Annotated in this window: 8 protein-coding genes and 3 tRNA genes; 5 read left to right on the forward strand and 6 right to left on the reverse strand. The window is 39.1% G+C overall.

Features of this window, described 5'->3' with window-relative positions; genetic code table 11:
* Positions 1-426: 426 nt before the first annotated feature.
* The 4 genes from HMPREF9078_RS10550 to HMPREF9078_RS10565 all read left to right on the forward strand — a co-directional run bounded on the left by HMPREF9078_RS10550 (position 427) and on the right by HMPREF9078_RS10565 (position 5,005).
* On the forward strand, positions 427-1,470 hold the full coding sequence (locus HMPREF9078_RS10550) for a VWA domain-containing protein (protein ID WP_009420658.1): 1,044 nt from the start codon (positions 427-429) through the stop codon (positions 1,468-1,470).
* Between the two features lie 91 nt (positions 1,471-1,561).
* On the forward strand, positions 1,562-2,443 hold the full coding sequence (locus HMPREF9078_RS10555; protein ID WP_009420659.1) for a tetratricopeptide repeat protein: 882 nt from the start codon (positions 1,562-1,564) through the stop codon (positions 2,441-2,443).
* Between the two features lie 47 nt (positions 2,444-2,490).
* Complete coding sequence (locus HMPREF9078_RS10560; RefSeq protein WP_009420660.1) at positions 2,491-4,245, forward strand: BatD family protein; 1,755 nt, start codon at positions 2,491-2,493, stop codon at positions 4,243-4,245.
* A 4-nt stretch (positions 4,246-4,249) separates the two neighbouring features.
* Complete coding sequence (locus HMPREF9078_RS10565) at positions 4,250-5,005, forward strand: tetratricopeptide repeat protein (protein ID WP_009420661.1); 756 nt, start codon at positions 4,250-4,252, stop codon at positions 5,003-5,005.
* A gap of 66 nt (positions 5,006-5,071) precedes the next feature.
* On the opposite strand, the gene HMPREF9078_RS10570 is transcribed toward HMPREF9078_RS10565, so the two are convergent.
* The 3 genes from HMPREF9078_RS10570 to HMPREF9078_RS10580 all read right to left on the reverse strand — a co-directional run bounded on the left by HMPREF9078_RS10570 (position 5,072) and on the right by HMPREF9078_RS10580 (position 5,347).
* A tRNA-Leu gene (locus HMPREF9078_RS10570) sits at positions 5,072-5,155 on the reverse strand.
* 11 nt (positions 5,156-5,166) lie between these two features.
* A tRNA-Lys gene (locus HMPREF9078_RS10575) sits at positions 5,167-5,239 on the reverse strand.
* 35 nt (positions 5,240-5,274) lie between these two features.
* Positions 5,275-5,347: transfer RNA gene (locus HMPREF9078_RS10580), tRNA-Lys, on the reverse strand.
* A 139-nt stretch (positions 5,348-5,486) separates the two neighbouring features.
* On the opposite strand from HMPREF9078_RS10580, the gene HMPREF9078_RS10585 reads away from it, so the two are divergent.
* Entirely contained in the window at positions 5,487-6,005 is a 519-nt protein-coding gene (locus tag HMPREF9078_RS10585; RefSeq protein WP_009420662.1) for a shikimate kinase, read from the forward strand.
* A 21-nt stretch (positions 6,006-6,026) separates the two neighbouring features.
* Here HMPREF9078_RS10585 and HMPREF9078_RS11820 read toward each other — a convergent pair whose 3' ends face one another.
* Genes HMPREF9078_RS11820 through panB form a run of 3 tightly spaced genes read right to left on the reverse strand, consistent with a single transcriptional unit; the run spans position 6,027 to position 8,255 of the window.
* Positions 6,027-6,674, reverse strand: a complete 648-nt coding sequence (locus HMPREF9078_RS11820; protein ID WP_083477098.1) for an RluA family pseudouridine synthase — start codon at positions 6,672-6,674, stop codon at positions 6,027-6,029.
* Entirely contained in the window at positions 6,586-7,437 is an 852-nt protein-coding gene (locus HMPREF9078_RS10590) for a YoaK family protein (protein WP_009420664.1), read from the reverse strand. The genes HMPREF9078_RS11820 and HMPREF9078_RS10590 overlap by 89 nt, the downstream gene beginning before the upstream one ends.
* Complete coding sequence (panB, locus tag HMPREF9078_RS10595; protein WP_009420665.1) at positions 7,437-8,255, reverse strand: 3-methyl-2-oxobutanoate hydroxymethyltransferase; 819 nt, start codon at positions 8,253-8,255, stop codon at positions 7,437-7,439. The genes HMPREF9078_RS10590 and panB overlap by 1 nt, the downstream gene beginning before the upstream one ends.
* Positions 8,256-8,498 lie beyond the last annotated feature (243 nt).

Below are 8,498 nucleotides of genomic sequence, written 5' to 3' on the forward strand. Positions count from 1 at the left end.
AAGCTCTCTATAAGCTACCCCCACCCTCCTTATAGCCTTTTTTTATCAAAATCCCTCTCGATCCACTTCCGAACTATTCCGTTTTCTTCCGAAATCTCCGATGTGTTACTTTTTGTAGTACACATTTCCTCTCTCGTCACTACATTCCCCCTTTGAAGGGGGCTAGGGGGATGTTTATACAATAATTATGGGATGTTTATACAACAATAATAACTGTCGCCTCTCCCCTAATACCTATGACCTATGCCCTAAGGCCTTACACCACCTCATTTTCTAATTTCCTAATTCTCTCATTTTCTAATTTTATAAATTATTTTGTATCTTTGCATCGTTTTGGCGCAGTATTTGATTAACAGCTATGAATTAAAAGTTAATAATAAAAGCCTTTGCGACTTTTAACTCTTAACTCTTATCTTTTAACTAATTATGATTCATATCGACGAAAAAATATATCTCTGGCTCATAGCGGTACTCATCCCGCTATTCATCATCTTTGCCCTTTCAATGCTTCGCAAACGTCGGTTGCAAAGACAATTTGCCTCCTCCCCTGCCCTTAGGCGTTTAGCTCCTGACCGTTCGCGATTCAAACTCTGGGTGAAATGGAGTGTCTTGGCAGTAGTGCTTGTGCTACTGAGCATCGCCCTGGCTAACCCCAAGATAGGTACAAAAATTGAAACCGTAAAACGCGAAGGGGTAGATATCGTCTTTGCTATTGATGTCTCTAAAAGTATGCTTGCCGAAGACGTAGCCCCCAATCGTTTGGAAAAGGCAAAACGCATCGCTTTCGAAACCATTAGTCAGCTAAAAGGCGACCGTGTAGGTATCGTAGCTTATGCAGCTAGCGCTTATCCTCAGCTCGCTCTCACTACCGACCATTCTGCCGCTAAGATGTTTCTACAAGGTATGAACACCGATATGCTTTCCTCTCAGGGAACTGCCATTCAGGAAGCAATACGTATGGCAAGCAACTATTTCGATGAGAATACTCCCACTGCGCGCTTGCTCTTTATCCTCACCGATGGCGAAGACCACGAAATGGGTGCTACCGAAATCGCTACCGAAGCACAAGAAAAAGGGGTACATATCTACACCATAGGTATCGGCACCGAAAAAGGCGCTCCTATCCCTATCAAAGACGAAGGCGAACAAACGTATAAGCGCGACCGCAATGGCGAGGTGGTGATTACCAAACTCAACCGCGAACTCTTGCAACAGATAGCCATCAATGCAGGAGGTGAATACCTCGACGGCGATAATACCCAAAAAGTAGTAAGCCAAATTAACAAGATATTAGACGGTACTGAAAAAAGTCAGTTCGATACCCAAAAATTTGTAGATTTCAAAGACCAATTTCAGTGGTTCTTAGGCGGAGCTTTGCTCTTGCTCATCTTAGACCTCGCTATCTTTGAACGCAAAACCCAATGGGTAAAGAAATTGAATCTATTCAACGAAAAAGAAAAAGACAAATAAAATAAGAATAAAAAATCCGTGTATGATGACCATCGCTAGTTCCCCCTTTGGAGGGGGCTAGGGGGAGGTTTTCAAAGAGATATTTTCTACTATGAAAAACGTTCTATACATAACATTATCTTTACTATCCCTCTCTGCTTTTGCACAAACCAAAGCCGAAAAAGAGGCACAAAAAGCAATTGCTAACTCTAAAAAATATACCTACGAGGGCAACACCGCTCTCAAAGGCGATAAACCCGTACAAGCCGAAGTAGAATATCGCAAAGCAATAGCCGAAGATAAAAACAACGCTACTGCACAGTATAATCTCGGTACGATGTACTATCAACAAAAGAGTTACGACGAGGCTTTCTCCCGACTTAAAAACGCCTCAACCTCCGATAAGATAACCGAAGAAGAAAAACACAAGGCTTTCCACAATTTAGGCAATGCCTTTATGAAGAACAAAGAGTACGAAAAGGCGGTGCTCTCTTATAAAGAAGCTTTGCGTCATAATCCTAAAGATGAAGAAACCCGTTACAATTTAGCAGTAGCGAAAGAAATGCTTAAACAAAACCCACCTCCACCTCAAAACAACAAAAACAATAAAGATAAAAACAACCAACAAAATCAAAACAATCAACAGAACCAGCAAAATCAGAATAATCAACAGAACCAAAATAACCAGAATAAAAACCAAGACAACAAGAATAATCAGGACAACAAAGACAATAAAGATAATAAAAAAGATCAAGGCGATAAACAGGATAAAAACAAAGACAAGGGCGACGACCAAAAAGACCCTAACCAAAACAACCAGCAGAATAAAAACCAAAGCGGACAAGGACAAGGTGAGCAACGTCCCTCTTCTCTTTCGCCACAACAAATGGAGCGTATCTTGGAGGCAATGAACAACGAAGAGCGCAAAACCCAAGAGAAAATTAACGCTCAAAAAGTAAAAGGTCAACGCGCTAAAACTGAAAAAGATTGGTAGTAGTAGGGGCGAATGGCTATTCGCTCTTTTAATAAGTAAAAGCTAAAATGAAATACAAGATAATATTCTTTATAACTTTCTTAATCCAAAGTCTCTATGCACAACAAGTAGAGTTCAAAGCCGAAGTGAGTAAAAATCAATTAGGGGCTAACGAACGCTTGCGCATAGAATTCTCTATGAATAAAGACGGCGATAACTTTACTCCGCCTAACTTTCACGGTTTTACCATAGTAATGGGACCTTCGCAATCGGTTTCAAGATCGTGGATTAATGGAGTAAGTAGTTTCTCCAAAACTTATATTTACATTCTCCAACCTACTGCCAAAGGTAAGTTTACCATAGGACAAGCAAGTATAGAAATTGACGGTAGAACATATAAAACAAACCCCATAGCCATCACTGTTACCGAGGCGGTAAAAACTCCCTCAATAGACAGAAATACTAACGATATCGCACGTGAAAACCTATTCCTTCTTGCCGAAGTTTCAAAGCCCAACCCATACCTTAACGAAGCTGTAAGTGTAGTATATCGACTTTATGTAGGAGGAGAAATATCTCTTAGTAACCTGCGTTTGTTAGATGTACCAAAATACCCTAACTTCTGGAGTCAAGATATACGCCTGCAAAATTATGAGGTAGAAAATTGCTCTTATCAAGGTCGTTCCTACCGTTGTATTGTAGTAAAAAGAATAGTGCTTTACCCTCAAAAAACGGGTGCTATCACTCTCGAGCCTCTGTCTGTAGAAGCTATTATCAATGCCCCTACAGGACAACGAGACTTCTTTGGACGCCCTTTCTATGAAGAAATATCACGCAAAGTAAGCTCTGGTAGTCGTGTTTTAAACATAAAACCCTTACCTGAGGAAGGAAAACCTGAAAACTTCTCAGGAGCAGTCGGTAACTTCTCTTTTTCCGTAAATACTACTAAACAAACACTCAAAGCTAATGAAAGTACTCAACTAAAAATAGAAGTATCAGGTAATGGCAATTTTAAACTGTTTGATTTACCTAAGCCTACTTTCCCATCATCGTTAGAAGTATATGCTCCCGAACAAAAAGAAGACATCAACACTTCTCTTAACGGAATGAAAGGACGCTTAGAACAAACCTATACTATCGTTCCTGAATACAAAGGAAAATATCCTATTTCAGGACTCTCTTTCTCGTATTTCAACCCTAATTCTCAGAAATATGAAACTGTAAAAACCGAAGATATTTGGATAGATGTAACCGAAGGTCCTACAGCCGAAAACCAGCCTAATGACACGGCTAATAGTAATAACATTCCTCTAAAACCAGAAGGTCTTCAAACCAATGCCGACCTTCAGCCAATGCACCAACCCGTATTCTTTGGTTCTACTGCTTACTATTTATGGCTGTTCTTGCCTTTGCTTCTTATCCCTATTGTACTTATCTGGTGGCATATTAAAATGCAAAGAGCCGGAGATATCGAAGGTAATAAAGTAAGAGTAGCCAATAGATTAGCGAAGAAATATCTGGGAGAAGCTAAACGTAAATTAGGTGATAAAGGTACCTTCTACGAAGCGTTAGAACGCGCCTTGCACAATTACTTAAAAGCTAAATTAAAAATTGAAACAGCTGAAATGAGCAAAGATAAAATCACTGAACTATTGCTCAGCCGGAAAGCTACTGAAGCTACCGTAGCTCAGTTTATGGCATTACTCGCTAATTGCGAAATGGCACGCTACTCTCAGCATCACACCGATGCTTCTATGGAAAAAGATTTTAGCGAGGCAGTACAAGTAATCTCTGCCCTCGACAAACAAGTGAAAAACAAGTAATAAAATGAAAAACAACATCATCATATCACTCTTGCTGTTGCTCTCTTTCTCTGTTTTCTCTCAAACTAACGAAAATCCTTTCGAGAAAGCAACCCAATATTACGACCAAGGAGAGTACCAAAATGCAATTGACCAATACAAATCAATTTTAAAGTCTGGTAAAGAATCATCAGCTTTGTATTATAATTTAGCAAATACTTATTACAAACTGAATCACGTGCCTGAAAGTATCTATTATTATGAGAAAGCACTCCAACTAAACCCCAAAAACCAACAGGCTAAAAACGGGCTCCTATTGGCAAACCAAATGAAGGTAGATGCTATTACACCCCTACCTAAAACCTGGTTACGACAGCTCTCCGATGCTATTACAGGTTTGTTTAGCTTGCAAACGTGGGCAGTGCTCTCTATAATAGGAGTAATAGTATTTGTATTGAGTTTCTTTTGTTACTACTTTTTAGAACAAACTGCCCTTAAACGGCTCTTTTTCACCTTGATGTTCGTATCAGTAGCAGTAGCGGTAGGCACTTATTTCATCGCCGATTTTCATAAAAGGCAAGTAGACGGTGAAAAGTACGCTATCTTATTTGATAAAACGGTACGGGTATTTTCTGAAGCCAATTCTTATAGCAATGAAGTAGTGCAGCTTCACGAAGGTACTAAAGTAGAAATTATAGAAAAGAATAATGATTGGATAAAAATTCGTTTAGCTAATGGAAAAATAGGGTGGACTAAAGAAAGTGCTTTAAAAGTACTATAATTAAGAAAATATAAATATAGACAATAAAAAAGACTACTTTATCAATAAAGTAGTCTTATCTTTTTGTGCCTACGACTGGATTCGAACCAGCACGCCCTAACGAGCACCACCCCCTCAAGATGGCGAGTCTACCAATTTCTCCACGTAGGCTTACGCATTTGTGACCTGGCTGGGGCTCGAACCCAGGACCCCAACATTAAAAGTGTTGTGCTCTACCAACTGAGCTACCAAGTCCCTTAAAAATAAAAAAACAAATTGTATAACCCTTGTGACCCGGCAGGGGATCGAACCCTGGACCCCAACATTAAGAGTGTCGTGCTCTACCAGCTGAGCTACCGAGTCATTATAACAATTCAGTGTCTTTATTGTTTTGCGGGTGCAAAGATATAACAAATTTCTTATGTAACAAGAAAAAAAGTATTATTTTTGCAGTTTATTTTTAGCATTACATTTCAAACATCTATTATACAATACCTTATATATGAAAATAATTTTACTTGGCTATATGGGAAGCGGTAAAACTACTCTTGGAGAAGCTATAGCTCACCTTAAAAACATTCCTTTTATTGACCTTGATTCTTATATTGCTGAAGGTGAAAACCTATCAGTACAAGAGATTTTTAGTAGTAAAGGAGAGATTTATTTCCGAAAAAAAGAAACTCTTTATTTAAAGGAGTTATTACAAAAAAAAGAAGACTTTATATTATCCTTAGGAGGGGGAACACCGTGCTTTGGCAATAATATGGCTTTAATAAAAGAAGCTACTTCTTTATCTATTTATCTAAAATACCCACCTAAAACCTTAGCCAAACGCCTTATTAAAGAAAAACCGTATCGCCCTCTACTCTCTGAAATTAATGATGCTGATTTAGAGGATTTCATTCGCAAACATCTGTTTGAACGCAACCCTTTTTATATGCAAGCTAACTATATTATCTCTATGGATAATCTTACTGAAGAAGAAAGTATAAATGAAATTGTAAAAATTCTACAACTCTAAGCTATACGAATTAGCAATTAACTACAAGAAAGAGAAAGGGGCTTCTGCAATAATCTTAATAGGCTCTTTCTTTACAGGGTGAACAAAGCTTAAGCTATAAGCGTGAAGACAGATACCTCCATCGGGATTGGAACGTTTAGCGCCGTACTTCAGGTCTCCTTTGATGTGCAATCCTATGGCAGCTAATTGCGCTCTTATCTGGTGATGACGCCCCGTAATAAGGTCGATTTCTAATAGGTAATAACGTTCATACGATTTCAATAACTTATAATGCAATACAGCTTTCTTGCTTTGCTGTATTTCTTTATTATATGCTACTGACTTGTTTTGCTTTTCATTACGTACCAACCAATGGGTAAGTGTATCTTCCTCGACAGGAGGTTTTGCATCTACTAACGCCCAATAGGTTTTCTGTACTTCCTGTTTATTAGCAAACATCGTATTGAGTCGTGCGAGAGCTTTAGAGGTTTTGGCAAAGAGCATCACTCCCGTAGTAGGGCGATCTAAGCGATGTACTACCCCAAGGAATACTTCCCCAGGTTTATTATATTTTTGTTTAAGGTATTGTTTAACAATATCGCTAAGCGGAGTGTCCCCCGTCTTGTCTCCCTGCACGATATCTCCTACTCGCTTGTTTACGGCGATAACGTGATTGTCTTCGTAAAGCACGTCTACGTTTTCGGCGTTTGTGATAAGTTTCATAATGTCGTTTATTAGTGAAATAGAAAAAGCGCATTCCGTCGTAGAAAAGACCTAAGAGAAGAATGGCTACCGAAATGAGCAGAGTATATATTGAAAAACCTCGTTCAATATAAAAATACCCCGCACTAAATCCCCCTAAAAAGAAGAACGCAATGATAAAAAGTCGCAGACGAATGGTGTTTCGCAAATGCGTGTGTTGCTGCTCGTAGTGATTACGATTAAGGTAAATTCTTTGGGCGAGTTCGATACCTAAATCGGTGAAGAGACCTGTAAGGTGGGTAGTGCGCACTACCGAGTTAGAGATTTTAGTCACAAAAGCATTCTGCAAGCCCATTGCAAAGAGCAAGATACAAGCAGTAACATCGGCGGGAATATCATTAGAAGAAAAAGCGTGTAACCCTACTACCGATAACAAAGCCAAACACTCCAAGAGTGTAGGCTTGAGATACTTGTTCTGGGTGCGATGATAATTAGCATTCTCGATGAGCAAGCCCGAAGTGAAGGAACCTATGAGGAAAGCGAAGATGTAGAGAAAGTAAATGAGCCCTTTCCAAAACTCAGCTACCGACACATCATAGATAAAATATGCAAAATGTCCCGTAACATTGGTGGTAAGTTTACCCACAAACAAAAAGCCGGTAACGTTCACCATTCCTGCAACGAATGAGAGCACTACGGCTATTTGTAGATTGTGTTTGGCGGTACGTTTTTTACCTTGATGACGGAACATTAATACTGTTCTTTTTCGTTAGGAAAATCGACGCTTTTTACGTCTTCGATGTAGTGCGATACGGCATTAGTAATCACTTCTTGCAAATTGGCATATTTGCGCAAGAAACGAGGTTGGAATTCATTGCTCATACCGAGCATATCCTGCATCACCAATACTTGCCCATCTACTGCACTACCTGCCCCAATACCTATAATGGGAATATGCAAACTCTTGGCTACTTCTTCAGCCAATGTAGCAGGTATTTTCTCTAATACAATAGCAAAACAACCCAATTGTTCTAATAACTTAGCATCTTCTTTGAGTTTTTGAGCTTCGGCTTCTTCTTTAGCACGCAAAGCGAATGAACCAAACTGGTGAATAGATTGAGGAGTGAGCCCCAAGTGTCCCATTACTGGAATACCCGCATTTACAATGCGCTTGATACTCTCAGCTTCCTCTTTACCTCCCTCCAATTTAATTGCGTGAGCCCCACTTTCTTTCATTATTCTAATAGCTGAGCGCAACGCCTTTTTAGGGTCGGATTGGTAAGTACCAAAAGGCAAATCTACCACTATAAGGGCGCGATTCACCCCACGTACTACTGATGAGGCGTGATAAATCATTTGGTCTAAGGTGATAGGGAGGGTAGTTTCGTGACCTGCCATTACATTGCTGGCGGAGTCGCCTACCAATAGCACATCGATACCGGCACTATCTAATAGTTTAGCAAATGTATAATCGTAGGCGGTAAGCATCGAAATCTTTTCGCCATTGGCTTTCATCTCTACTACCGATTTGGTAGTTACTCGTTTGTATTCTTTTCTAACTGCTGACATTTTGTTGTAGTTTAAAAATCGGGGGCAAAGATACGAATAATTGACAAATTAGCTAATTTGTGAATTAGCTAATTAGGAGAAATAGTATTTAGTCTACTCTTTTATAAACTATCCAATTGCTATAAACCATATTGTGTTTCTTTTCATTTGGATACTTATAATGTATAGAAAACCATATTTTTAGAGTGGATTTATCAAAATAAAAGTTATTCAACTTTGCCAAAATTTAAAACTTTGGCAAAG

Source organism: Capnocytophaga sp. oral taxon 380 str. F0488 (assembly GCF_000318255.2).
Taxonomy (GTDB): domain Bacteria; phylum Bacteroidota; class Bacteroidia; order Flavobacteriales; family Flavobacteriaceae; genus Capnocytophaga; species Capnocytophaga ochracea.

What these genes read in the sequence shown, in the direction of transcription:
- panB (WP_009420665.1), bottom strand. Translation starts at nt 8,255, where the DNA reads ATGTCAGCAGTTAGAAAAGAATACAAACGAGTAACTACCAAATCGGTA.
- HMPREF9078_RS10550 (WP_009420658.1), top strand. Translation starts at nt 427, where the DNA reads ATGATTCATATCGACGAAAAAATATATCTCTGGCTCATAGCGGTACTC.
- HMPREF9078_RS10565 (WP_009420661.1), top strand. Translation starts at nt 4,250, where the DNA reads ATGAAAAACAACATCATCATATCACTCTTGCTGTTGCTCTCTTTCTCT.
- HMPREF9078_RS10585 (WP_009420662.1), top strand. Translation starts at nt 5,487, where the DNA reads ATGAAAATAATTTTACTTGGCTATATGGGAAGCGGTAAAACTACTCTT.
- HMPREF9078_RS10560 (WP_009420660.1), top strand. Translation starts at nt 2,491, where the DNA reads ATGAAATACAAGATAATATTCTTTATAACTTTCTTAATCCAAAGTCTC.
- HMPREF9078_RS10590 (WP_009420664.1), bottom strand. Translation starts at nt 7,437, where the DNA reads ATGTTCCGTCATCAAGGTAAAAAACGTACCGCCAAACACAATCTACAA.
- HMPREF9078_RS10555 (WP_009420659.1), top strand. Translation starts at nt 1,562, where the DNA reads ATGAAAAACGTTCTATACATAACATTATCTTTACTATCCCTCTCTGCT.